19 protein-coding genes and 1 pseudogene are annotated in these 25,118 nt (G+C 68.5%); 19 read left to right on the forward strand and 1 reads right to left on the reverse strand.

Annotated elements, in window-relative coordinates; genetic code table 11:
* Positions 1–229: 229 nt before the first annotated feature.
* Positions 230–1,180 carry a hypothetical protein gene (locus tag ACF07B_RS01955; RefSeq protein ID WP_369480970.1) on the reverse strand — a complete coding sequence of 317 codons (951 nt, stop codon included), beginning with the start codon at positions 1,178–1,180 and terminating at the stop codon, positions 230–232.
* A gap of 137 nt (positions 1,181–1,317) precedes the next feature.
* Here ACF07B_RS01955 and ACF07B_RS01960 point away from each other — a divergent pair, with 137 nt between their 5' ends.
* The 19 genes and pseudogenes from ACF07B_RS01960 (at position 1,318) to ACF07B_RS02050 (ending at position 25,059) form a co-directional block, all read left to right on the forward strand.
* Entirely contained in the window at positions 1,318–3,969 is a 2,652-nt protein-coding gene (locus tag ACF07B_RS01960) for a valine--tRNA ligase (protein ID WP_392177413.1), read from the forward strand.
* A 359-nt stretch (positions 3,970–4,328) separates the two neighbouring features.
* Positions 4,329–5,864 carry a bifunctional folylpolyglutamate synthase/dihydrofolate synthase gene (locus ACF07B_RS01965; protein ID WP_392177414.1) on the forward strand — a complete coding sequence of 512 codons (1,536 nt, stop codon included), beginning with the start codon at positions 4,329–4,331 and terminating at the stop codon, positions 5,862–5,864.
* A gap of 5 nt (positions 5,865–5,869) precedes the next feature.
* On the forward strand, positions 5,870–6,241 hold the full coding sequence (locus ACF07B_RS01970; protein WP_392177415.1) for a DUF4233 domain-containing protein: 372 nt from the start codon (positions 5,870–5,872) through the stop codon (positions 6,239–6,241).
* A gap of 255 nt (positions 6,242–6,496) precedes the next feature.
* A complete protein-coding gene (gene ndk / locus ACF07B_RS01975; RefSeq protein WP_057615965.1) occupies positions 6,497–6,910 on the forward strand; it encodes a nucleoside-diphosphate kinase in 414 nt (137 codons plus the stop codon).
* 440 nt (positions 6,911–7,350) lie between these two features.
* Positions 7,351–8,370, forward strand: a complete 1,020-nt coding sequence (locus ACF07B_RS01980; RefSeq protein WP_355851969.1) for a rod shape-determining protein — start codon at positions 7,351–7,353, stop codon at positions 8,368–8,370.
* Positions 8,371–8,589: 219 nt separating this feature from the next.
* A complete protein-coding gene (mreC, locus tag ACF07B_RS01985) occupies positions 8,590–9,528 on the forward strand; it encodes a rod shape-determining protein MreC (RefSeq protein WP_369480974.1) in 939 nt (312 codons plus the stop codon).
* Between the two features lie 18 nt (positions 9,529–9,546).
* Positions 9,547–10,218 carry a rod shape-determining protein MreD gene (gene mreD / locus ACF07B_RS01990; protein WP_369480975.1) on the forward strand — a complete coding sequence of 224 codons (672 nt, stop codon included), beginning with the start codon at positions 9,547–9,549 and terminating at the stop codon, positions 10,216–10,218.
* Between the two features lie 193 nt (positions 10,219–10,411).
* The gene (gene mrdA / locus ACF07B_RS01995) at positions 10,412–12,670 is read left to right on the forward strand and encodes a penicillin-binding protein 2 (protein ID WP_392177416.1); all 2,259 of its coding nucleotides are present in this window, start codon (positions 10,412–10,414) and stop codon (positions 12,668–12,670) included.
* A gap of 34 nt (positions 12,671–12,704) precedes the next feature.
* Positions 12,705–13,901, forward strand: coding sequence for a rod shape-determining protein RodA (rodA, locus tag ACF07B_RS02000; protein WP_362390349.1), 1,197 nt, complete (start codon positions 12,705–12,707; stop codon positions 13,899–13,901).
* 140 nt (positions 13,902–14,041) lie between these two features.
* On the forward strand, positions 14,042–15,553 hold the full coding sequence (locus ACF07B_RS02005) for a CHAD domain-containing protein (RefSeq protein ID WP_392177417.1): 1,512 nt from the start codon (positions 14,042–14,044) through the stop codon (positions 15,551–15,553).
* Between the two features lie 132 nt (positions 15,554–15,685).
* Entirely contained in the window at positions 15,686–17,656 is a 1,971-nt protein-coding gene (locus ACF07B_RS02010; protein WP_392177418.1) for a TIGR03960 family B12-binding radical SAM protein, read from the forward strand.
* A 402-nt stretch (positions 17,657–18,058) separates the two neighbouring features.
* Positions 18,059–18,358: pseudogene (locus ACF07B_RS02015) on the forward strand (transposase); the annotation flags it as partial.
* A 581-nt stretch (positions 18,359–18,939) separates the two neighbouring features.
* The gene (locus tag ACF07B_RS02020; RefSeq protein ID WP_392177419.1) at positions 18,940–19,494 is read left to right on the forward strand and encodes a hypothetical protein; all 555 of its coding nucleotides are present in this window, start codon (positions 18,940–18,942) and stop codon (positions 19,492–19,494) included.
* A gap of 88 nt (positions 19,495–19,582) precedes the next feature.
* On the forward strand, positions 19,583–20,959 hold the full coding sequence (locus ACF07B_RS02025; protein ID WP_392177420.1) for a hypothetical protein: 1,377 nt from the start codon (positions 19,583–19,585) through the stop codon (positions 20,957–20,959).
* Positions 20,956–21,537, forward strand: coding sequence for a hypothetical protein (locus ACF07B_RS02030; RefSeq protein ID WP_392177421.1), 582 nt, complete (start codon positions 20,956–20,958; stop codon positions 21,535–21,537). Before ACF07B_RS02025 ends, ACF07B_RS02030 begins: the two co-directional genes overlap by 4 nt.
* 12 nt (positions 21,538–21,549) lie before the next feature.
* Positions 21,550–22,302: an ABC transporter ATP-binding protein gene (locus tag ACF07B_RS02035; RefSeq protein WP_392177422.1), complete on the forward strand. Its 753-nt coding sequence runs from the start codon at positions 21,550–21,552 to the stop codon at positions 22,300–22,302.
* 95 nt (positions 22,303–22,397) lie between these two features.
* Positions 22,398–22,982, forward strand: a complete 585-nt coding sequence (locus ACF07B_RS02040) for a hypothetical protein (protein ID WP_392177423.1) — start codon at positions 22,398–22,400, stop codon at positions 22,980–22,982.
* Between the two features lie 389 nt (positions 22,983–23,371).
* Positions 23,372–23,887: an ISAs1 family transposase gene (locus tag ACF07B_RS02045; protein WP_392177424.1), complete on the forward strand. Its 516-nt coding sequence runs from the start codon at positions 23,372–23,374 to the stop codon at positions 23,885–23,887.
* Entirely contained in the window at positions 23,884–25,059 is a 1,176-nt protein-coding gene (locus ACF07B_RS02050; RefSeq protein ID WP_392177425.1) for an amino acid permease, read from the forward strand. The genes ACF07B_RS02045 and ACF07B_RS02050 overlap by 4 nt, the downstream gene beginning before the upstream one ends.
* Positions 25,060–25,118: the final 59 nt, after the last annotated feature.

Consider the following 25,118-nt stretch of genomic DNA (forward strand, 5'->3'; position numbering starts at 1 on the left):
CGGGGGGGGGGGGCGCGCGCCCCCCCCCCCCCCCCCCCCCGGGGGGGGGGCGGCCCCCCCCCCCCCCCCCGGGCGCCCCCCCCCCCGCGGGGGCCCCCCCCCCCCCCCCGCCCGCCCCCCCCCTCTTCTCGTCCGTCCGGGTATGTCACCCGGAGAGGTACGACGCCCGCGTGGGGCCCGGCCCGATGGATGGCCGCGCCCCACGAGTCGAGCCCGAACGCGGGCGACGTCAGACCTTCTGCCGCACGTCGTTGCGGAGCTTCGCGGCGATCTCGGCCGCGGCCTCGGGCGTGCTGCCCTTGCCGGCCATCATGCTCGCGAAGTCGATCGGCATCACGAACCCCAGCGTGCTGTGGTCGCCCCAGATGCAGACCGGCATCGTGAACTCCTTCGGCCCGGCGGCACCGGTGCTCGACGAGTCGTTCTTGACCTTGATCTCCTGGCACTTGAGGACGGCACCGTCGAGCGCGCTCGGCGTGTACGCCTTCGGGCTGCCGATGAGCTCGCCGTCCTTGGTGCCTTCCTTCTCCTGGTTCTTCTTCATGTCGGCGAACATGTTGTCGACAGCCTTCTCCGGGTTGTCGATGGTTCCCCAGACACCGCCGAACGAGATCTGCTTCATCGCCAGCGGGTTGCTCTTGTCGCCGGACTGGTAGGCCGCGTTGACGTCCTTGGGGCTCTTCACACCCCAGCCCTCGGCGTCCTTCAGGTCGTCCTTGGTCATGCCGCCACCGCTGTCGCTGCTGTCGGTGGACTTCTTGTACTCGCCACCGAGGATCGACGCGGGCGTCGTCAGCTTGTGCGGGCCGTCGTCGGCCACGTCGGCGCCGCTGCTGCTGCCGCCGAACATGAGGTACGCGCCCACCGCGATGGCCGCCACCACGGCCACGCCGCCGATGATCAGTGCCGTCTTCTTCTTGCCGCCGGACGGCTCGGGAGGCATCGGGACCGTGCCGTAGGGGGGCTGCTGCCCGTACGGGGGAGTCTGCGGCGGGACACCGGGAGCCTGCGGCGGGTAGCCGTAGCCGGGCTGCGCCGGGGGAGCCTGCTGGGGGTAGCCGTAGCCGGGCTGGGGAGCCGGCGGCTGCTGGCCGTAAGGGCCCGGCTGGCCGCCCGGCTGACCGTAGGGTCCGGGCTGCTGGGGCTGCCCGCCGTACGGGCCCGGCTGGTTGTAGCTCATTTCTGGGTTCCCCTCCAGATGCCTTATGTGTTCCTGACATCCTGACGCACAGGTCAAGCCCCCAAGTGCGCAGGGGGTGCACCGTTACGAAGTAATCCCGTTTCGGGACACGGGCGTGACGCCCCTAAACTGATCCCGTGACCGAGAACGCTCAGCAGCAGCCATCAGAGCCCAACACCGAACTGCCGACCCAGTACGCGCCGGCCGATGTAGAGCGGCCGCTGTACGAGCGCTGGGTAGAGCGCGGCTACTTCGAGGCGGACGCGAAGAGCGACAAGCCTCCGTTCACGGTGGTCATCCCGCCGCCGAACGTCACGGGCAGCCTGCACCTCGGACACGCCTTCGAGCACACCCTCATCGACGCCCTCACCCGCCGCAAGCGCATGCAGGGCTTCGAGACGCTGTGGCAGCCCGGCATGGACCACGCCGGCATCGCCACGCAGAACGTCGTCGAGCGTGAGCTGGCCAAGGAGGGCAAGTCGCGGCACGACCTCGGCCGGGAGGCGTTCGTCGAGCGCGTCTGGCAGTGGAAGGCCGAGTCCGGCGGGCAGATCTCCGGGCAGATGCGCCGCCTCGGCGACGGTGTCGCCTGGTCGCGTGAGCGCTTCACGATGGACGAGGGCCTGTCCCAGTCCGTCCAGACGATCTTCAAGAAGCTCTACGACGACGAGCTGATCTACCGCGCCGAGCGCATCATCAACTGGTGCCCGCGCTGTCTGACGGCCATCTCCGACATCGAGGTCGAGTACCTGGACGACGAGGGCGAGCTCGTCTCCATGAAGTACGGGGAGGGGGACGACTCCATCGTCGTCGCCACCACCCGTGCCGAGACGATGCTCGGTGACACCGCCGTCGCCGTCCACCCGGGCGACGAGCGGTACAAGCACCTGGTCGGCAAGCTCATCAAGCTGCCGCTGACCGACCGTTCCATCCCGGTCGTCGCGGACGAGCACGTCGACCCGGAGTTCGGCACCGGCGCCGTCAAGGTGACGCCCGCCCATGACCCGAACGACTTCGAGATCGGGCAGCGCCACAACCTGCCCAACATCGCCGTCATGGACGAGCACGCGATCATCACGGTCCCCGGCCCCTTCCAGGGCCTGGACCGTCTCGAAGCCCGGTCCGCCATCGTCGCCGCCCTGCGCGCCGACGGCCGGATCGTCGCCGAGAAGCGGCCCTACAGCCACTCCGTCGGCCACTGCTCGCGCTGCAAGACCACGATCGAGCCGCGGCTGTCCATGCAGTGGTGGGTCAAGGTCGGCCCGCTCGCCAAGGCCGCGGGCGACGCCGTCCGCGACGGCCGCGTCAAGATCCACCCGCAGGAGATGGAGAAGCGGTACTTCGACTGGGTCGACAACCTGCACGACTGGTGCATCTCGCGGCAGTTGTGGTGGGGCCACCGGATCCCCGTCTGGTACGGGCCGAACGGCGAGATCGTCTGCGTCGGCCCCGACGACGAGGCCCCGACGGGCGAGGGCTGGCACCAGGACACCGATGTACTCGACACCTGGTTCTCCTCCGGTCTGTGGCCGTTCTCCACGCTCGGCTGGCCCGAACAGACCGAGAGCCTCGCGAAGTTCTACCCGAACTCCGTCCTGGTCACCGGCTACGACATCCTCTTCTTCTGGGTCGCCCGGATGATGATGTTCGGCCTGTACGCGATGGACGGCACCCCGCCGTTCCACACCATCGCCCTGCACGGCATGGTCCGCGACCAGTTCGGCAAGAAGATGTCCAAGTCCTTCGGGAACGCGGTCAACCCGCTGGACTGGATGGACAAGTACGGCAGTGACGCCCTGCGGTTCACGCTCGCGCGCGGCGCCAACCCCGGTGTCGACGTGCCGATCGGCGAGGACTGGGTCCAGGGCTCGCGCAACTTCGCCAACAAGATCTGGAACGCCACCCGCTTCGCGCTGATGAACGGCGCGACGGTCGAGGGCCCGCTCCCGTCCGCCGAGGAGCTGTCGGCCACCGACCGCTGGATCCTGTCCCGGCTGAACGCCACGGTCGCCGAAGTCGACGCCCTGTACGACGACTTCCAGTTCGCCAAGCTGTCGGACGCGCTGTTCCACTTCGCGTGGGACGAGGTCTTCGACTGGTACGTCGAGCTGTCCAAGACGACGTTCATGGCGGGCGGCGAACCCGCGAAGGTCTCCGGCCGGGTCCTCGGCGAGGTCCTGGACGTGACGCTGCGCCTCCTGCACCCGATCGTCCCGTTCGTGACGGAGACCCTCTGGACCACCCTCACGGGCGGCGAGTCGGTCGTCATCGCGGAGTGGCCGAAGGCCGTGTCCGTTCCGGGCGCCGACGCGGCGGGCGGCTTCCGCGACACCGCCGCCGAGCAGGAGATCGAGAAGCTCCAGCAGGTCATCACGGAGGTCCGCCGCTTCCGTGCCGACCAGGGCCTCCAGCCGGGCCAGCGGGTCCCGGCCCGGCTGACCCTCGACGGGACCGCGCTGGCCCCGCACGAGGCGGCCATCCGCCAGCTCCTGCGGCTCCAGCCGGAGGGCGAGAGCTTCTCGGCCACGGCGACCCTGCCGGTGGCGGGCGCCACGGTCGCGCTCGACCTGTCGGGCACGATCGACGTCGCCGCGGAGCGCAAGCGTCTGGCCAAGGACCTCGCCGCCGCCGAGAAGGAGAAGGCCCAGGCGAACGCCAAGCTCGGCAACGAGGCGTTCCTCGCCAAGGCCCCGGACAACGTCGTGGAGAAGATCCGCGGACGGCTCGCCAAGGCGGACGAGGACATCGCCCGCATCCAGGAGCAACTGGAGCGCCTGCCCGAGGCGTAGCGGCCCGCCCTGACCAAGTGAAGGCCCCCCGGACCGTTCGGTCCCGGGGGGCCTTCCGCCGTACCCGGCCGGACTCTTGTCCGCCCCCTCAGCCCGCTCAGCCCGCTCCGCCCCCTCCGCCCCTTCCCGTCCCGTGACGGGGGCGCTGCCCCCGGACCCCCGCTCCTCAAGCGCCGGAGAGGCTGAATCTCTCTCGTCCGGTGCCGGAAAGTCTTGGCCCGTCCGGCGGCCGAGGACGAGGCCGTTCAGGCCGGAGCAGGGGTCTGGGGGGCGGCCGCCCCGGGTTCGGGCCGGGTGGGGGCGCAGGGGGCGAAACCCCCACACGTCCCCACACCCCGCCGCCTCCGTAGACTGGCCCCGTGAGCGACCTCCCCCCGCACGACAGCAGCGCGTCCGACGACTCGGAGCGTGATCCGCTCGGTCTCTTCGAGGAGATCGTCGAGGCCGAGACCGACCGCGACCCGGACCTCGCGTTGATCGAGGCCGGCAGCCGCACCCTGCGCACCCAGGGCGGTGGCGGCCCGCAGGCAGACGTACCCGGGCGTCCTTCCGACCCCGAGGTCGACAAGGCACTGCGTGAGGTGGAGGCCGAACTCGCCACCCGCTGGGGCGAGACCAAGCTGGAGCCCTCCGTCGACCGGATCGCCGCGCTGATGGACGTCCTCGGCGAGCCGCAGCGCGCGTACCCCTCGATCCACATCACGGGCACCAACGGCAAGACCTCCACCGCCCGCATGATCGAGGCGCTGCTCGGCGCCTTCGACCTGCGTACCGGCCGCTACACCAGCCCCCACGTGCAGTCGATCACCGAGCGGATCAGCCTGGACGGGGCGCCGATCGCCGCCGAGCGGTTCGTCGAGACGTACAACGACATCAAGCCCTACGTCGAGATGGTCGACGGGCAGCAGGAGTACCGGCTGTCGTTCTTCGAGGTGCTCACCGGTATGGCGTACGCAGCCTTCGCCGACGCGCCCGTGGACGTCGCCGTCGTCGAGGTCGGCATGGGCGGCAGCTGGGACGCCACCAACGTGATCGACGGGGATGTCGCCGTCGTGACCCCCATCGACCTCGACCACACCGACCGGCTCGGTGAGACCCCCGGCGCGATCGCCACCGAGAAGGCGGGCATCGTCAAGCAGGACGCCACCGTCATCCTGGCGCAGCAGCCGGTCGACGCGGCCCAGGTGCTGCTGAAGAAGGCCGTCGAGGTCGACGCGACGGTGGCCCGCGAGGGACTCGAATTCGGTGTCGTGGCGCGCCAGATCGCGGTCGGCGGGCAGCTGCTCACGCTGCGCGGTCTCGGCGGCGAGTACGAAGAGGTCTTCCTGCCGCTGCACGGCGCCTACCAGGCGCACAACGCGGCCGTGGCGCTCGCCGCGGTCGAGGCGTTCTTCGGCGTCGGCTCGGCGCACGCCCAGCGGCTCGACATCGACACCGTGCGCAAGGCGTTCGCCACGGTCACCTCGCCGGGCCGCCTGGAGATCGTGCGCCGCTCGCCCACCGTGGTCCTCGACGCCGCGCACAACCCCGCGGGTGCCCGCGCCACCGCCGAGGCGGTGAGCGAGGTCTTCGACTTCAGCCGGCTCATCGGCGTCGTCGGCGCGAGCGGCGACAAGAACGTGCGGGGGCTGCTCGAAGCCTTCGAGCCGATCTTCGCCGAGGTCGTCGTCACCCAGAACTCCAGCCATCGCGCGATGGACGCGGACGAGCTCGCCGGGATCGCCGTCGAGGTCTTCGGCGAGGACCGGGTGCAGGTCGAACCGCGGCTCGACGACGCCCTGGAGGCCGCGATCACGCTCGCCGAGGAAGAGGGCGAGTTCGCGGGCGGGGGCGTCCTGGTCACCGGATCCGTCATCACGGTCGGCGAGGTCCGACTGCTCCTGGGGAGGGGCTGACTCTCGTGCGTACGCTCTGTGCTTCCACGCTGATCGGCGAGTTCTTCGTCATCGGCTTCGCCGGTCTGGTCGCCATGAAGGAACCTGACCTGTCCACGGCCACGGTCTGGACGGTCTGCGGTGTCCTGATGGCGCTGAGCGTGCTGCTGTGCGGCATGATCACGCGGCCCGGCGGTGTCCAGCTCGGCTGGGCGCTCCAGATCCTGCTGATCGCCGGTGGGTTCGTCGTGCCCTCGATGTTCGTCCTCGGCGTGGCCTTCGCGGCCCTGTGGTGGGCCTCGGTCCACTACGGCCGGAAGATCGACGAGGCCAAGGCCAGGTTCGCCGCGCAGGCGCAGGGCCCGGCCCAGGGCGAGCCGGGCGGCAACCCGGCGTAGCCGGGCGCGGGCGGGTGCCGGTTCCGAGCCGGCCCCGCCTCCGCGGCACCTGCTCGCGGGCGCCCGCCCGTTCAGACGGCGTACGGCGCCCGCGCCGCCCCGTGAGGGGCGCGTGGTACCGGCCGCGGGGCGCGTGAGCGCGCGCACCGGCGGACGGAGGTGCGGGCCCGTAGCACCTGACGCTGTGTGACAGCCACCAGGACACGCCCTGTAGCCTCGGTCATCCGCACAAGTGTGACCCGAAGGAGCTTTCCCGTGAGCCAGCGCACCCTCGTCCTCCTCAAGCCCGACGCCGTCCGTCGCGGCCTGACCGGCGAGATCATCAGCCGTATCGAGCGCAAGGCCGGCTGGCAGATCACCGCGCTGGAGCTGCGGACCCTGGACCAGGACACGCTGGAGCAGCACTACGGCGAGCACAAGGGCAAGCCCTTCTACGAGCCGCTGGTGGAGTTCATGGCCTCCGGCCCGGTCGTGGCCCTGATCGTCGAGGGCGAGCGGGTCATCGAGGGTGTGCGCGCCCTGGCCGGCCCGACCGACCCGATCGCCGCGGCCCCCGGTTCCATCCGCGGTGACTACGGCGTGATCGTCCGCGAGAACCTGATCCACGCCTCCGACTCCGAGGAGTCCGCGGAGCGCGAGGTCAAGATCTTCTTCCCCGGCCGCGCCTGAGCGTACGGACGACGGCTCCGCGGGGCGTCCGCGGGCACGGACGGTCACGGTCTCGCGTACGGACGGCCTCGCCGAGGTCACGGACGGCCTCGGGCGAGGCCGTCCGGGCGATCTCCGGAGCGCGTGGGGCACGACATTTTCAAAGAATTTTCTGAGACTGCGTCAGTACGACCGCGACAGTCTGACCTGGGACGGCCGTGAAAAATCCGGCCGTCCCGTGGCATATGCGCGCTGATCGGGGGAACGCGTGACCCCGATGGCCCGTCTCCACAAGCGAGTCGCTCCGCCATCTGCCGACAATGGCCAAGACCCTCGCGCAGTGTTCGTGCAGGCGCGTCTACGATGGAAGCGTTCACGTCGCTGCACCAACCTCGCGCCGTCCCTAAAAAGCCGTCAAAGCTCCGTTTGGGAAGGCCAGACGAATCCTGATGGGGAACTCAATGTCGTTCATCGGCCGTGACATGGCTGTCGACCTCGGGACCGCCAACACGCTGGTGTACGTCAGGGGTCGAGGGATCGTACTCAACGAGCCGTCCGTCGTCGCGATCAACACCAACACCGGCGGGATCCTCGCGGTGGGCGCGGAAGCCAAGAAGATGATCGGGCGGACGCCGGGCAACATCGTTGCCGTGCGCCCCCTGAAGGACGGCGTCATCGCCGACTTCGAGATCACCGAGCGCATGCTCCGCTACTTCATCCTGAAGATCCACAAGCGCCGCTATCTCGCCCGCCCCCGTGTCGTCGTCTGCGTGCCCTCCGGCATCACGGGCGTCGAGCGCCGTGCCGTCATCGAGGCGTCGTCCCAGGCCGGCGCCCGCCAGGTGCACATCATCGAGGAGCCCATGGCCGCGGCCATCGGCGCCGGCCTGCCGGTCCACGAGGCCACGGGCAACATGGTGGTGGACATCGGCGGCGGCACCACGGAGGTCGCGGTCATCTCGCTCGGCGGCATCGTCACCGCTCAGTCCATCCGCGTCGCGGGCGACGAGCTGGACAACGCGATCATCCAGTACATCAAGAAGGAGTACAGCCTCCTTCTCGGTGAGCGGACGGCCGAGCAGATCAAGATCACGATCGGTTCGGCGTACGACCTCGACACCGAGGAGCACACCGAGATCCGCGGCCGGGACCTGGTCTCCGGCCTGCCCAAGACGGTCGTCATCTCGGCGTCGGAGGTCCGCAAGGCGATCGAGGAACCGGTCAACGCGATCGTCGACGCCGTGAAGACGACGCTCGACAAGTGCCCGCCCGAGCTCTCCGGCGACGTGATGGACCGCGGCATCGTCCTGACCGGTGGCGGAGCCCTGCTGCGCGGCCTGGACGAGCGGCTGCGCCGTGAGACCGGGATGCCGATCCACATCGCGGAGGACCCGCTCGACAGCGTGGCGCTCGGCTCCGGCAAGTGTGTCGAGGAGTTCGAGGCGCTCCAGCAGGTTCTGGACGCCCAGCCCCGCAGATGAGGTAACACTTCGATTCCGCCGTACGAGATCAGCCCCTCTCGTACGGCGGATCGTTGGTATAGAGGCATAAACTCCTGCGACATAGAGTCGTAAATCCCCCCATAACAGCCACGCCGTCACACCCCCCCCACTCCAGCCTCATCGCACCCGTGGGCATCCTTTTCGCCCAGGGCGCGCCCCTGTTGACCCAATACGACGAGGAAGGCACGGCCGCCGCACGTGAGGGACACACGAGAGAGCCGGCTGCTCCTGGTGCTGCTGATCGCCATCGCGTTCGCACTGATCACGGTGGACATCCGCGGCGGGCAGGACTCACCGGTCGACGGCGCCCGCCAGGCCGCCGCGACGGTCTTCGGCCCGATCGAGAACGGGGTGTCGTCCGCGGTCGACCCCGTCGGCAACGCGATCTCCGCGGTCCGCGACTCCGGCGAACGGCATGACCGCGTCGCCCAACTGGAGCACGACAACGCGGCGTTGAAGGCGAAGCTCGGCAGCGACGACCGCAACCGCAGCCGCCTCAAGCAGCTCGACAAGATGATCAAGGTGGCGGGCGAGGGCCAGTACGGCATCAAGGGCGCCGAGGTCATCGCCATAGGGGCGGCCCAGGGCTTCTCCTGGACCGTCACCATCGACGTCGGCGCCAACGACGGCATCCAGCGCGACATGACCGTCCTGAACGGCGACGGACTGGTCGGCCGGGTCACCACCGTCGGCCCCGACACCGCGACCGTGCTCCTCGCCAACGACCCCGACTTCACCGTCGGCACCCGCATGGAGTCGACCGACGAACTCGGCTTCGCCTCGGGGCAGGGCGACCGCCCGCTGCGCGTCGAACTCCTCAACGCCAAGGCGAAGATCAAGAAGGGCGACCGGCTGGTCACCTTCGGATCGCAGTCCGACAAGCCGTTCGTGCCCGGAGTCCCCGTCGGTGTCGTCTCCCGGGTCGACCCGTCCGGCGGCGACCTGACCCGCACGATCTACGTGACGCCGTTCGTCTCGTTCACCAAGCTCGACATCGTCGGCGTCGTCGTCGCGGCACCCAAGAGCGACCCGCGCGACACCGTGCTGCCGGCGAAACCCAAACCGACGCCCACGCCGACCGTGACCGTGACGGTCACCCCCTCGGCGAGCGCCCCCGACACCGGCCAGCAGCAGTAGCAGGAGGAGCCGAATCCCATGCGTTTCAACCGGATGCTGCTCTCCGTCACCCTGGTGGTCGTCGCCCTGGTGATCCAGGTGAGCGTCCTCGCCCGACTCCATCTCCCGGGCGCCGTCCCCGACCTGCTGCTGCTGACCGTGCTCGCCCTCGCCCTGGTCTACGGCCATGTCGGCGGGGCGCTCATCGGCTTCGGCGCGGGTCTGCTCTCCGACCTCGCCCCGCCCGCCGACCACGCCGCCGGACGCTACGCCCTCGTGCTCTGCGTCGTCGGCTATCTCGCCGGCCTCGCCAAGCCCGAGAACGGCAGGCTCAAGTCGGCCACCGGACCCATGATCGTGGTCGTCGCCGCCGCGATCGGCTCCACCGTGCTCTACGCGGGCGTCGGCGCGCTCGTCGGCGACACCGCCGCCCGCCACGTCGGGTTCAGCAGCCTGCTCGTCACGGCCGCCCTCTACGACCTGCTGCTCGCGCCCTTCGTCGTGCCGGTGCTGATGGCGCTGGCCCGGCGGGCCGAGAACGATCCGCTCGGCGACGGCGGTTCGGCCTCCAAGACGGCCGACGTCTCCTCGGGCTGGCTGTCCTCCGGCACCGGCCTGCGCATCGGCAGCCAGCGCGGCGGACTGCGCGTGAAGGCGGCCAAGGCACGGGTCGCCCGCGCCGGACGCATCAAGGGGGTCAAGCGGCTGTGACAGCGACCCGCCCCGCCCGGCGAAGACCTCAAGCGCCCCGGACGGCACGTGACGTGACCGGCCGTCGGGCCACCGCGCACAGGTTCGCCGTGTACTCGTATGACTCGTACACACACTGAGAGGGGGAGGCAGCAGCAGTGACCACCGCCCACCCGTCGCCCACCACCACCCTTCCAGGGGATGGGCCGCGCCCATGACCAACATTCCCGAGACCGGCCGGACCCCACGGGTCCAGATCCGCCTCGTCGTCATCCAGATCCTCGTCCTCTCCCTGCTCGGCACCCTCGGCGGACGCCTGTGGTTCCTGCAGATCCGCAACGGCGACGAGTACGCCAAGGAAGCCTCCGGCAACCACGTCCAGCAGGTCGTCCAGCCCGCCGTACGCGGCTCGATCCTCGACGCCCGGGGCGTCCCGATCGCCGACAACGAGACCCGGCTCGTGGTCTCCGCCTCGCGCACCGACCTGATGAAGATGGCGGACGACGGCAAGTCCGTCCTCACCAAGCTCGCCGGCGTGCTCGGCCTCAAGCCCCAGGACGTCATCCAGAAGGTCCGCCTCTGCGACGCCAAGACGCCGCAGCCGTGCTGGAACGGTTCGCCCTACCAGCCGATCCCCATCACCGACAAGGCCACCGCGCGCCAGGCCCTTCAGATCCGCGAGCGCTCCGAGGACTTCCCCGGCATCACCGCCGAACCGGAGGCCGTGCGCCGTTACGCCGCTCCCGGCAAGGCCAACACCGCGCAGGTGCTCGGCTACCTCTCGCCCGTCACCGACGACGAGATCACCAAGGCCAAGGACACCGACTCGCCCTACCTGCGCTCCGACCAGGTCGGCCGCTCCGGCCTGGAGCGCGAGTACGACAAGGCCCTGCGCGGCAAGGCCGGCGTCACCCGCTACGAGGTCGACAACCTCGGCCGGGTCATCGGCAAGGCCAAGGCCGACAAGGCCGAACCCGGCGCCAACCTCGTCACCAGCATCGACGCCCGCGTCCAGCGCGTCGCCGAGTACGAGCTGAACTACGCGATGAAGGTCGCCCGGACCCAGTTCGACAAGATCACCGGCGAGAACTACAAGGCCGACTCCGGCGCGGTCGTGGTCATGGAGGCCAAGACCGGCCGCGTCGTCGCCATGGCCTCCCAGCCGACGTACGACCCGAACGCCTGGGTCGGCGGCATCTCCGGCAAGGACTACACGGCGCTCACCGGCAAGAAGTCCAACTACCCGCTGCTGAACCGCGCCATACAGGGTCAGTCGGCGCCCGGATCGACGTTCAAGGTGGTCTCCACCGCCGCCGCGGTCCAGGCCGGATACGCCTTCAACGGGCACTACCCGTGCACCAGCTCGTACTCCGTCGGCAGCCAGGTCTTCAAGAACTTCGAGGGGGAGAGCTTCGGCCCGATCTCGCTCGGCCGGGCGCTGGAGGTCTCCTGCGACACCGTCTTCTACGGACTCGCCGACAACGAGTGGAAGAAGGACGGCGGCATCAACCCGAAGAAGACCCCCAAGGACTTCTTCTACAAGACGGCCCACCAGTTCGGACTCGGCCAGGAGACCGGCATCGACCTCCCCAACGAGGTCACCGGGCGCGTCCCGGACCGCAAGTGGAAGCAGAACTACTGGAAGGCGAACAAGGACGCCTGGTGCAAGACCGGCAAGAAGAACGGCAGCTACGTCCAGCGGATCGAGTACGAGAACTGCCTCGAAGGCAACAAGATGCGCGAGGGCGACTCGATCAACTACTCGATCGGCCAGGGTGACACCCTCGTCACGCCGATCCAGGAAGCCGCCATCTACTCCGCGGTCTCCAACGGCGGCACCCTGTACGCGCCGACCATCGGCAAGGCGATCGTCAGCGCCGACGGCACGTCCGTCCAGGAGATCAAGCCGAAGGTCAACGGCAGGCTGCCGGTCAGCAAGGCGACGCTCAAGGGCATGAACGAGGCCTTCGCCGGCGTCGTCACCCGTGGCACCGCCGCCTGGAAGTTCGGCGGCTGGCCGCAGGACAAGATCCCGCTGCACGCCAAGACCGGTACCGCCGAGGTCTACGGCAAGCAGACGACGTCCTGGCTCGCCACGTACTCCAAGGACTACTCGATCATCATGACGATCTCCCAGGCCGGTACGGGTTCGGGAGCGTCCGGTGAGGCCGTGCGCAAGATCTACAACGCGCTCTACGGCGTCTCCGCCGACGGCAGCATCGACAAGAAGAACGCCCTCCTGCCCACCCCGCAGAAGAGCCTGCCGAAGATCCAGACCGACGGCACGATCGAGGCCCCCGCCATCTCCAAGGACCCGGCCAAGGACCAGCAGCTCAGCCAGGCCCCCAAGGACAGCACCACGGACCCGGACCTGCCCGCCGGCACCACCGCCTCGCCCAACACCGCCAACCGCGTCACCCGACGGCCTACGGCCCGCCCGCCGAAGGGGCGGGGGAAGAGGATCCTGACATGACGAGGGCGGCGACCAAGGCACTGAGGATCCTGACATGACCGGAGCCAACAACTTCTCCGTCTCCCGGTACGGACCCGAGCGCGCGGGATGGACACGGCTGCTGGCCCGCGACTCGATCACCCGACGGCTCGACTGGCCGATCATGCTGTCGGCGATCGCGCTCTCGGCGATCGGCGCGGCCCTCGTCTACTCGGCGACCCGCAACCGCACCGAGATCAACCAGGGCGACCCGTACTACTTCCTCATCCGCCATCTGATGAACACCGGCATCGGCCTCGCCCTGATGATCGGCACCATCTGGCTCGGCCACCGCACCCTGCGCACGGCCGTACCGATCCTGTACGGGATCTCGGTCTTCATGATCCTGCTGGTGCTGACCCCGCTCGGCGAGACGATCAACGGCCAGCGCAACTGGCTCGTCGCCGGCGGCCTGTCGCTCCAGCCCGCCGAGTTCATCAAGATCACCATCATCCTGGGCATGGCGATGCTGCTGGCCACACGGGTGGACGCGGGCGACAAGCAGTACCCCGACCACCGCACGGTGGTCCAGGCACTGGGCCTCGCGGCCGTCCCGATGGTGATCGTGCTGCTCATGCCCGACCTCGGCACGATCATGGTCGCGGTCGTCATCGTGCTCGGCGTGCTGCTCTCCTCCGGCGCCTCCAACCGCTGGGTGTTCGGCCTCATCGGCGCCGGCGCCCTCGGCGCGGTCGCCGCCTGGCGGCTGCACGTCCTCGACGAGTACCAGATCAACCGCTTCGCGGCCTTCGCCAACCCCGACCTCGACCCGGCCGGCGTCGGCTACAACACCAACCAGGCCCGGATCGCCATCGGTTCCGGCGGCCTCTTCGGCACCGGCCTCGGCCACGGCTCGCAGACGACCGGTCAGTTCGTGCCCGAGCAGCAGACGGACTTCGTCTTCACCGTCGCGGGCGAGGAACTGGGCTTCGTGGGCGCGGGCCTGATCCTGCTGCTCCTCGGCATCGTCCTGTGGCGCGCCTGCCGCATCGCCCGCGAGACGACCGAGCTGTACGGCACGATCGTCGCCGCCGGGATCATCGCCTGGTTCGCGTTCCAGTCCTTCGAGAACGTCGGCATGACCCTCGGGATCATGCCGGTCGCCGGTCTGCCCCTCCCGTTCGTGTCCTACGGAGGCTCGTCCATGTTCGCGGTCTGGGTCGCGATCGGACTCCTTCAGTCGATCAGAGTGCAGCGCCCGATGTCGGCCTAGCCGGCCAGGGACACCGAAGGCCGGGTGCCGCCTCGCGGAACACGAGGTGACACCCGGCCCAACGGGAAAAGTCGGCCTCCGGCCAAGCCCGGGCCGATCGGGTACTGCCCACGGCCCGTAAACGCGTCTAGATTCGGGTCATGGCGGACACGAAGCGGGAGATCGAGCGCAAGTACGAAGGTCCGGCCGCCGAGGGCGACACCGGGATGCCCGACCTGAGCGGAGTCCCCGGCGTCGCGCGCGTCATCGACAAAGGTGTCGCCGAACTCGACGCCACCTACTACGACACCCCCGACCAACGGCTCGCCACCGCCTCCCTCACCCTGCGCCGCCGCACCGGCGGCCACGACGCCGGCTGGCACCTGAAACTCCCCGTCTCCGAGGGCGTGCGCGACGAGATCCAGGCCCCCCTCTCCGACACCGTGCCCCGCGCCATCGCCGGCCTCGTCCGCTCCCGCGTCCGCGACGCCGAACTCGCCCCCCTCGTACGTCTGCGGTCCGCCCGCGACATCCGCCACCTCGTCGACGACTCCGGCGCCCTGCTCGCCGAGGTCAGCCTCGACCGCGTCCGCGCCGAGCGGCTCGGCGGAGGAGAGGGCACCGCGGCATGGACCGAGATCGAGGTGGAACTCGCCGACGACGGCGACCCCGCCTTCCTCGACAAGGTCGAGAAGAAGCTCCGCAAGGCCGGCCTGAGCCGCTCCGCCTCGTCCTCCAAACTGGCCAAGGCGCTGAGCACGACCGGCAAACGGGCCGGGAAACCCGCCCCGCGGACGGACCCGGAGACCGCGGGCGACCACGTCCTCGCCTACCTCCGCGCCCAGTACGACGCCATCGTCGAACTCGACCCCGCCGTCCGCCGCGACCTCCCCGACTCCGTCCACAGCATGCGCGTCGCCACCCGCCGGATGCGCGGCACCTTCCGCTCGTACGGGAAGATCCTCGACCGCGCCGTCACCGACCCGATCGGCGACGAGCTGAAATGGCTGGCCGGCGAGCTCGGCGTCGACCGCGACCAGGAAGTCCTCACCGAACGGCTCACCGAGTCGCTCGCCCAACTGCCCCGCACCCTGCTCTCCGGACCCGTCCGCACCCGGCTGCGGAGCTGGGCGCACGCCCGCCACGGAGGCTCCCGGCGCCGCCTGATCGCCGTCCTGGACGGAAAGCGCTACCTCGCGCTGCTGACCGCGCTCGACGCGCTCGTGACCGACCCGCCGCTGCTCAAGGCGGCAGCCGGCGACCCCGGCAAGGTGATCGCCAAGGCCGTCCGCAAGGACTTCGGAAAGGTCTCCGACCTCGTCGAGCAGGCCCTCGACCGGCCGCCGGGCGCCGACCGCGACCACGCGATGCACGAGGCCCGCAAGAAGGCGAAGCGCACCCGCTACGCCGCCGAGGCCGCGGCCCCGGCCCTGGGCGCACCGGCCGCCGGCCTGGTCAAGTCGATGAAGTCGCTCCAGAGCCTCCTCGGTGACCACCAGGACAGCGTGATGACCAGGGAAGCCCTGCGGGAACTGGCCGCCCTGGCCCACGCGGCGGGGGAGAGCTCCTTCACCTACGGGGTGCTCTACGGCCGTGAGGAACAGCGCGCCGCCGAGGCCGAGGCGGCGCTGCCGGGGGCCTGGGAGAAGATCGAGGCACAGACGGCGGTCTGAGGGCGTCGCCGCAGGCCGGAGCGGGGGCGGGCGGCGGTGCCCGGTGCCCGTGCCCGTCCGGCGGTGCGGTGGGCCCCTCCGGTCGCGTTACGCTAGATGGTCACCCCCCATCAGCTCACGAAGGTTCGCGAGATGCCTGCCGAAACCGCCGTGTCGGTCTTCCCACAGCTCGAAGCTCTGCTCCCGCATGTGCAGAAGCCGATCCAGTACGTCGGCGGAGAGCTCAATTCCACGGTCAAGCCCTGGGACGCCTGTGACGTCCGCTGGGCGTTGATGTACCCCGACGCCTACGAGGTCGGCCTGCCCAACCAGGGCGTCATGATCCTCTACGAGGTGCTGAACGAGCGCGAGGGCGTCCTCGCCGAGCGCACCTACAGCGTCTGGCCCGACCTGGAGGAGCTGATGCGCGAGCACCGGGTCCCCCAGTTCACCGTGGACAGCCACCGCCCGGTGAAGGCCTTCGACGTGTTCGGCCTGTCCTTCTCCACGGAGCTGGGCTACACGAACATGCTGACCGCCCTCGACCTGGCGGGCATCCCGCTGGAGTCCAAGGACCGCACGCTCGACGACCCCATCGTGCTGGCCGGCGGTCACGCGGCCTTCAACCCCGAGCCGATCGCCGACTTCATCGACGCCGCGATCATCGGTGACGGCGAGCAGGCCGTCCTCGACATGACGGAGATCATCCGCGCCTGGAAGGCCGAGGGCCGCCCCGGAGGCCGCGAGGAGGTCCTCTTCCGCCTCGCGAAGACGGGCAACGTCTACATCCCGGCCTTCTACGACGTCGAGTACCTCCCCGACGGCCGGATCGCCCGCGTGGTCCCGAACAAGTCGGGCGTCCCGTGGCGTGTGTCCAAGCACACGGTCATGGACCTCGACGAGTGGCCGTACCCGAAGCAGCCCCTCGTGCCGCTCGCGGAGACCGTCCACGAGCGCATGTCGGTGGAGATCTTCCGCGGCTGTACCCGCGGCTGCCGCTTCTGCCAGGCGGGCATGATCACCCGCCCGGTGCGCGAGCGCTCCATCACGGGCATCGGCGAGATGGTGGAGAAGGGCCTGAAGGCGACCGGCTTCGAGGAGGTCGGCCTGCTCTCCCTGTCCTCCGCGGACCACTCGGAGATCGGCGACATCGCCAAGGGCCTGGCCGACCGGTACGAGGAGGACAAGATCGGTCTGTCCCTCCCCTCCACCCGCGTGGACGCCTTCAACGTCGACCTGGCCAACGAGCTGACCCGCAACGGCCGGCGCTCGGGCCTGACCTTCGCCCCCGAGGGCGGCTCCGAGCGCATGCGCAAGGTCATCAACAAGATGGTCTCGGAAGAGGACCTCATCCGGACCGTCTCCACCGCCTACGGCAACGGCTGGCGCCAGGTGAAGCTGTACTTCATGTGCGGCCTGCCGACGGAGACGGACGAGGACGTCATGCAGATCGCCGACATGGCGATGAACGTGATCGCCGAGGGCCGCAAGGTCTCCGGCCAGAACGACATCCGCTGCACGGTCTCCATCGGCGGCTTCGTCCCCAAGCCGCACACCCCCTTCCAGTGGGCGCCGCAGCTCTCCGCCGAGGACACGGACGCCCGCCTCACCAAGCTCCGCGACAAGATCCGCGGTGACAAGAAGTACGGCCGCTCGATCGGCTTCCGGTACCACGACGGCAAGCCGGGCATCGTCGAGGGCCTGCTCTCCCGTGGCGACCGCCGCATCGGCTCCGTCATCCGCGCCGTCTACGAGGACGGCGGCCGCTTCGACGGCTGGCGCGAGCACTTCTCGTACGCCCGCTGGATGCGCTGCGCCGACAAGACCCTCCCCGCCTTCGGCGTGGACGTCGACTGGTACACCACCCGCGAGCGCACCTACGAGGAGGTCCTGCCCTGGGACCACCTCGACTCGGGCCTCGACAAGGACTGGCTCTGGGAGGACTGGCAGGACTCCCTCGACGAGACCGAGGTCGAGGACTGCCGCTGGACCCCGTGCTTCGACTGTGGCGTCTGCCCGCAGATGGACACCCAGATCCAGATCGGCCCGACCGGCAAGAAGCTGCTGCCGCTGACCGTGAAGAACGCGGGCCCGACCCCGGCATCGAGCGGTCACTCTCACTGACGTGAGCGGGCCACTCGATCGGTGATTGAGGCGCTGGCGGGGGCTAGCGAGGACGAGGTGACGGCTGCACTGTCTGCGGCCAGCGTGTCGGTCCCTCGCTCACCGGCGCCGTCAGCACCCCTCCGGACGCCGCTGCCGGGCCCTGAGGCTTCGCTGCACATCGTTTCCGAAGTGGAGTGGGTCTGAGGCCTCTACCGGCTTGTGCGTGACTGTGTAGCCGCGAGCCCCCTTCCCTGACCGGGAAGGGGGCTCGTTGGCGTTCGACCGCGAGTGAGCCCGTGGACTCGGCGCTAGGGGTGCCTTGCGTAGCTGGCTTCAGTTTCTCTACGCCAGAAAGATGGCTCGCTTCGCTCACAGCGCGGACCCAAGCCGAAAACTGTACTCCTGTCTACGCTCAGCTTTAGCTTGACCAAGAGTTGGGTTGACGCCGGCTTCAAGAACGCCGTCGTCGAGCACGGCGTCCGCCTCGGAATCGATGTCGAAGTCGTCAACAGAAACCCGGACACCCGCAGATTCCACGTCGTGAAAGGACGCTGGGTGGTCGAGCGGAGTATCGGTTGGATCATGATGCACCGCCGCCTGGCCCGCGATTACGAGACCCTCACCGCCAGCTCCGAAGCCATGATCCACATCGCTTCCGTCGACAACCTCACCAGGCGTATAACGGACGAGACCGCCCCTACCTGGCGAGGCACTTACTAGGGCATCAAGGGCAATCTGCCTACTTCAAACGCCCTCTTGCATTGCCGCCGCGCTGCCCGGATTGCTCGCCCCCGCGATCCGCGCGGACAGAGGCGGGACTTGCTCACCGGAACAGGCCGAGCATTCCCGTTGATCATGCTGCCGCACCGCGAAACTCCAAGACCCCCGAGAGAGTCAAGCGTAGTGATTTTTGGTCAAGTCGAGGCCCGGGCATTGCGCCCGATTTGCCCCTTCAGTGCAGATGGTGTGCAGGTAGCCCATGGCATGTGTGCAGAACTTATACATGTCGAGCCGGGTGTCTCGTGAGCGATTTCCCGCCAGATGGAAGATCTATCATGGTTCCACTCTGCTGGGTTATGTCTATTGTGATCGCTATGTCTGGCGGATCTTGACCACTCCGCCGTCGCGCATGTCAACCAGCGACCGGGGGAACGGTGTCGCTACGGGGAAGAATGCATGGCTATCCCGCGGTACCGGCTTTACCCGTATTCCTGTCTGGCGTTGTGCACCTCCATGCGGGCTGGGAGTTCCGGCTTTGACCGTGGAGCAGGAAGCCAACACCTTTTGGTAAGGGGAGCCATATGAAGAAACACAGGAACGCAATACGCGCCGGCCTGATCGCGGCCGTAGCCGCTGCGGCGCTCACGGGTGCCGTCACAGCCGCCAGCGCCGACGCCACCGAAACGGGCGGCAACGACGCCTACACGTTCAACCCTAACGAAGAGGGGCTGTTCGAGCTTGAGGCCCCCGCCGCGGGCAACGGTGTGATTCAGCCGCGGAGCTTCAGCAGTGAACTCAGGGGCTGGGCCCCGGGCAGCAAGGAGTCGCGTCACTGGGCGGACAACGACTACACCGAGATCCAGTGGACCGGCTGCTCTTTTTCCAACCCTCCGACCATCTCCGCCGACGTGAAACTGTGGCAGGCCATCCCGTTCGGCCGTGACAAGGACATGGGATCGAAGACGTTCACGAACTGCTTCAAAGGCGCGACCAAGACGTCCCGCGGTGAGTGGGACGTGCACTACGACGAAGGCGACAACCGGTACTTCACGGTTCCCAAGTTCAACGGGTCCGAGTTCACCCCTGCGGTACTGAACGTGAAGAAGGTGCACGTGGACACCACGAAGGCCGACTGAGCCTCTTTGTCCGTACAACGTTGTTGAGGTCGGGAGGCGCCCGTGTGGTGCTTCCCGGCCCTGCCTTGTTCGAGAACGGTGTCGTCTGTTGAACCTTCGAGCCCGTCTGCGCACCACCTCGGCGGTGTGGACCGCACCCATCTGGGTCGGCATCGTCGTCTTCTATTTCTTCTACGCACTTCACTTCGAGGACTCCTACGAAGAAGTCATCACAGGCCCCCTGTGGGCGCCGCAGCAGGTTGTTCGGTCGCTCTTCTATTTCTACGCCTTCGCCTATGCCATCACCTGCGGTCTCGCTGTCTGGGAAGGCGGACGGCTCAAACGCGACGGGGTGTGGAATCTCGCTCCGGCACGCACCCGATACCGGGTTGCCGCCCACACCCTTGCCCCCGTGATCGCGGCTGGCTGGCTCATCCTCGGGCTACCGGTCGTGATGCGCCTGATAGAGACCCGTCTCTTGCCGACGCCTCAGGCTCTTGCACCCCTTTTGCTCGGTATGGGTCTCGTAGTCGCGTGGGCCGTGATCGGCTGCACCCTCGGGCACATCAGCCCACGGCTGATCTCCGCCCCACTGTCCGCCGTCGTCGCCTATTACCTGATCACGGAGACGGGACAGGTGGAACCGGTGTGGCTGCGTCACGTCTCCGGCGCTCCAGACACGTCCCTGGACTTCGGTGAGCAGTACGAGGCGCTGACGCTGCTCGTCCCGTTCCTCTTCACCGCCTCCGTCGCGGCGGCGCTGGCCGTATGGTGGCTGCCCGCTGTCCGTGCGGTACGACGCGGTGCCCGCGTCGCGACCGGGATCGCAGCCCTGGTGGTGATGGCGGTGTGCGCGCACACCGCCAGCGGGTGGGGTTACGGCAATGGGCCGATCAGCGCGGGCCACGCGTCTGCCCGCTGTGCCGGCGTTGCTCCCAGAGTGTGTATCGCTGAGACAGGCGGCGCAGTAGACCGGCTCGGGCAGGTGCGTAGCGAGATCGTCCGTTCCCTCACCAAGCTCCGTGAGGCCGGGGTGAGCGCTACCGTGCCGCAGACCGTCTCGGACAGTCTGCTCACCGGACGCACCAGGAAGCACTCGACCCGGACCGTGTGGTGGCTGCCGCTGTCACAGCAGTCAGGGAGGAGCAGCCCTGGCCCGATTGTGGTCCGCTACGACGTCCTTCTCACTGCGGTCGAGTTTCCCTGCGCCTTCCCTGCGTCGCTCGAGCCCGGCAAGCACGCGGACTGGGTCGTGAACCACGACGCTGCGATGCTGTGGGCAGCAGGGGTCATCGACGCCGACAAGCCCTATCTGGCGTGGCGGCGAGGTGAGTACGCAAGCATTGCCCAGAACCCCCGTCAGGTTCTGACGCAGGTCGAGCGGCGAGTCAGCGAGGCCCGAAAGCTCTCCCCTCACAAGCAGACGGCTTGGTTCCACAAGGAGCAGACGAAGGCGTGCAGTTTTGTACAGGGTGGCTCACGGTGACCCTGTGGCTCAAAGCCCGCCGCGTCCAGGCGGTTCTGGCCCCGGCGCTGGCCGCGTTCGTGGTGGTCGTCGCGGTGGCACACGATCAGTACGTCCGGTTGCCAAGCCTGCTGGCCGCTGGGGGAAATCGGGTGTTTCTCATGCAGATGACGCCCCTGATCATCACTTCCACGCTGGCCTACAGCCTCGCCCAGGGTTCGCGCGAGATCGAGGCGACAGCGAAGCGTAGGATCCGGGCCCTGGATGCAGCCCTGGTCACCACCCTGGTCGTGGCAGCTGCCCTGGCGGGCCTGGTCATCGGAATCCTCGCAGGTTCGCAGGAGGCGATCATGACGGGTCGCAACACCATGTTCCTCGCCGGGGGCATGCTGCTGGCCCGCACGGCTCACGAGCAAGCAGCCTCTGCCCTCCCCGTGGGATGGGTGTTCGCAGTCATGTTCCTCGGCTACCGCGACTTCGGCCGCCCGTGGCCGTGGGCTGTCACTCTTCACCCCGCTGGCTACCTACCCACGCTCGGGTTCTGCCTGTTCGTCTTCGTCGCCGGACTCACTGTCCACGCCCGCGTCCGCCGCGCATGAAAGGTCCTGTCTGTGTCGATTCACCTTGAGCACATCACGTTCAGCTATGGCCGGACCGTGCCCCCCATCCTCAATGGCCTCACCTACAGCATCCCGGAGGGCTTCACCGTCCTGCTCGGCCCCAACGGAGCCGGCAAATCCACCATGTTGAAGCTTGCAAGCGGCCTCCACCAACCGCACTCGGGAACCATAACCATGGGATCTTTGGCCTCCCGCGACTTCGCCTACCTGCAACAGGTGGCGTGGATGCCGCAGACCATCACCGCAATGACTGGGTTGACTGCCCGTGAACAGGTTGCCTACACCGGCTGGCTCAAAGGTATGGGCAAGTCCGAAGCCTGGGACGCCGCGCTTACCGCCTTGGGCCGGGTCGACATGGCAGACCGAGCTGATGTCAAGACCAAGCAGCTCTCAGGCGGCCAGCTGAGGCGTGTGGGTGTGGCCTCCGCCCTTGTCCACGGAGCCAAGGTGCTCCTCCTCGACGAGCCGACTGCCGGCATGGACCCCACTCAGCGACGCGTGTTCCGCGATCTGATCCTCGGTCTTGCCACAACTGAAGTCCGTGTGCTGATGTCCACCCACGATGTCGCCGATCTGGCGGAGGAGGCCGACCATGTCACCGTCCTTCAGCGCGGACAGATCGCCTTCACCGGTCTCGCCGGAGATTTCCTGGCTCACGCTCCTCGCGAAAGTCCCGAGGCGCGTCGGGCGGAAGCCGCCTACGCCACTGTCTCTGAGCTCGCCACCGTGAAGGACTCCTTCTAGCCATGCGACGGATTCGTTCCGGTGCCCTTACCGTGAGTCGACCCACCGCCGCCTGCCTGGCCGTCGTTGGGACCGTCGCAGGTGCCATGGTCGGTATGAACGGTCTGGATACGGTGGTCGGCTGCGGAGGCGCCGAAGACCGCTACCCGTCCCAGACCGCGAAGCAATGGGTCACCCATGCTGATCAGGTCGTTGTGGCTACTCCGATACGGGAGCAGGAAACCCATCGGCGTGATTTCACAAAGGGGCCGATCCAGTACGAGACCGATCGCGAGGTCACGTTCCGGACGGACAACATCGTCTGGTCCGCCCGCGATCCCGCAAAACCGATGGGCAAGGACTTCGACATGACGGCCCCCGGCTGGCGGGTGTACCGGGCGAGTGACAATCGCGAAAAGAAGACAGCCGCTTACGCTCCAAGATTAGAAACCGGCCACACCTACCTTCTCGCCCTCCGCTGGGACGACGACGGGTGGATGGTTTTGGGAGAGGGCGCTGTCGTCCCATTCGACGATCACACCGCAGGCCAGGGGGAGTGGTGCGGACGCGTTCTGAGCAAGGAAGACGTCGCACGAGGTGAGCAGTTCTCTCGCTTGGACGATCACAGCCTCGAAAAGACGCTTCTCGGTCAAGGCGAACAAGCTGTCACCCGCGAACTCGATCGTGCGAGCAGGAAGTGATCGAGCGCTCTTGATCAACTGAGCTGTTTCAGAGTGGCCACTGATCGGGTGATGTCGACGGTGTGCGCAACGCACGAGGCTCCCGTGCCGTTGGGGGAGATGTTCCAGGGCTTCGGCGTAGTCGGCTGACGTCCGGTTGCTGACGTCTCGTCGGGTTGGACGGGGTCCGGTACGAAGCAGGCACGGACGTCCGTGGTCATGGAGTTCTCTACGCTCTGTGATCTTGGGAAGCCCGTGCCTGCCGATGCATCATCTCTGGTCTCGCCCACGTTTGACCAGCTCAGACCGCATCCCCAAGCCCTGGTCCGCGAGGTGTCCGGCCTGCTGGAGCGTCTGGCAGCGGTGCCGGACCCGCGTGGCCCGCGCGGGTCCGGCACCCACTCGTGGCGGTGCTCGCGCTGACCGCATGTGCGGTCCTGGCCGGTGCGAAGTCGCTGCTCGCGGTGGGTGAATGGGTGGCCGACGCTCCACCCGCCGTGCTCGAACAACTCGGTGTCTCCATCGATCCGCTGTTCCCGAAGCGGTCCTGGCCCGCGGAGTCCACTGTCCGCCGGCTTCTCGTGAGAGTCGACGCGGACGCCCTGGACCAGGCCGTGGGGACCTGGCTCGCAGACCGCCGGGGCGAGCCCGAAAGTCTGCGCGGGCTGGCTGTGGACGGCAAGTCGCTGCGGGGCGCCACCCGTGCCAGCGGGCGGAAGATCCACCTCCTGGCCGCGTGCGACCACGTCAGTGGCCTGGTCCTCGCCCAGATGGACGTCGGCGAGAAGACCAACGAGATCACCCGTTTCCGGCCGCTCCTCGACACCCTGCCCGACCTGACGGGAACGGTCGTGACCAGCGACGCGATGCACACCCAGCACGACCACGCCACCTACCTCCTGAACGGCGGGCCCACTACATCGTGATCGCCAAGGGCAACCAGAAGAAGCTCCGCAAGCAGCTCAAGTCCCTTCCCTGGAAACAGATCCCGCTCCAGGATCGGACCCGAAGTACCGGCCACGGCCGCCACGAGATTCGCCGGCTCAAGGCCTGCACCGTCAGCAACCTGCTCTTCCCCGGCGCCCACCAGGCCATCCAGATCGTCCGCCGCCGCGTCAGCCGCAAGACCGGGAAGGCCAGCTTCAAGACCGTTCACGCGGTCGCCAGCCTCATCGCCGAGCAAGCCGCCCCGCCCCGGCTCGCCGCGCTGATCCGTCGGCACCGGACGATCAAGGCCCTGCATCACGTGAGAGACGTGACGTTCGCCGAGGACGACTCCCAGCTACGAACGGGCAACGCACCTCGCACCATGGCCACCTACCGAAACCTCGTCTCGATCATCCCGTGCTGGGTTGATCGCGCTCACCGTCGCGATCGACGACATCCCCGGGGCAGCGCCAGTGGCTCGCCGGTCGCGGCCATCATGCGCGATCAGCTCGGTCCGGTGATGGAGAAGACGCTGCTGGTGGCGATCACGTTCGCGTTCTTCGGCGCGGGGATGGTCGCGTGCTCGCGGATGATTTTCGCGATGTCGCGGGACTCGCGCTTCCCTGCCCACCGGTTGATGCGACGGGTGAATCCGCGGACGAGGACGCCGATCCCGGCGACGGTCCTGATCTTCGCCCTGGGGGTCCTCCTGATGGTCGCCCTGCCGGGTGCCGCACTGCTGGAGCTGATCACGGCGTCGACGATTCTCCCCGCGATCACCTACGGCTCGACGGTCGTCCTCTACTTGGCGGTGCGCAAACGACTGGACCGCAGGAAGGGCGCGTTCGACCTCAGGCGCTTCGAGCTGCCCGTCGCGATCTGCGCGCTGGTGTGGACGCTCGTGGCGCTGTTCGTGGACGCTCGTGGCGCTGTTCGTGCTGGTGGCACCCCGGGAAGCGCTCGTGTCCGTCGTGATCGTGGCCGGCCTGCTCGCCGCGGGTGGGCTGTTCCTGCTCTTCATGCTGAAATTCGACCGCGAGGCGCTGGAGACCGAGCCCGGAGACGTGAGCGCCTTCAGGCATTGACCTTCCGGACGGACGCCTCCGCACTCCGCGCCCCGCACTCCGCGCCTCCGCACTCCGCGCCCCCGCCGGCGCAGGGCTGCTCCTGATCGTCAGGGCGGCTTTCGGCGGGTGCTTCGGCCTCGTCTGGTTCGCGGTCGCACCGGTG

The sequence above is a fragment of the Streptomyces sp. NPDC015532 genome (assembly GCF_043078065.1).
In the GTDB taxonomy this organism is placed as follows: Bacteria; Actinomycetota; Actinomycetes; order Streptomycetales; family Streptomycetaceae; genus Streptomyces.